This window comes from Brevibacillus sp. NRRL NRS-603, assembly GCF_003013445.1.
Lineage (GTDB): Bacteria > Bacillota > Bacilli > Brevibacillales > Brevibacillaceae > Brevibacillus > Brevibacillus formosus.
In genome coordinates, this window is sequence record NZ_PXZN01000151.1 from 1 (window position 1) to 585 (window position 585).

2 protein-coding genes are annotated in these 585 nt (G+C 50.3%); both read right to left on the reverse strand.

What is annotated here, in order from left to right; translation table 11 throughout:
* Window positions 1–332, reverse strand: a 332-nt coding sequence (gene scpB, locus C7R94_RS29445; protein WP_199197983.1) for an SMC-Scp complex subunit ScpB, incomplete at its 3' end; no start/stop codon positions are given.
* Window positions 322–585 (reverse strand): segregation/condensation protein A (locus C7R94_RS29450; protein WP_158264719.1); only part of this gene is annotated, 264 nt, incomplete at its 5' end. The genes scpB and C7R94_RS29450, both read right to left, overlap by 11 nt.

A 585-nucleotide genomic window follows, 5' to 3' on the forward strand; every position in this document is an offset into this window, starting at 1 on the left:
ATCTCCGAACGGGTCAGGGGCTGCTTGTACGCAACAATAGCGAGAGTCTCCAGTGCTGCTTGAGATAGCGTTGACTGACCTGGAGATGTTGCAAGCCGTTCAAAATAGGGCACATGCTCGGGCAGAGTAGTCAGCTGATACGCTTTTGCCACTTCCACGATTTGAATACCGCGTCCTGCCCGGCGGAAGTCAGCTTTCATGTCTTCGATCAAATCGATGACCTCTTCTTCCGACACCTCAGTGATTTCACTGATTTCTTTGGCATCGATTCCTTCATCACCCGAGATGAACAGCAAGCCCTCGATCACGCCTTTCAGCTTGTCATAGTCCATCGGTATGGGCTCCTTCCGTTCCGTTTTCACATATGATGATGTCTTGAAACAATTGATTTTGTACACACGTAATGTGCTTAGCCTTCATGAGCTCAAGCAAAGCGAGAAAGGTCGTCACAATCTCTGTACGCGTCGCCCCTTGCGTAAACAACTCAGAAAAGCGAACCATCCCACCGCTGCGTACCGCTTGGCGTATCTCCTTCATCCGATCCTTGATGGAGATTTCGTCGCGCGACACCTTGGTTATCGGTTC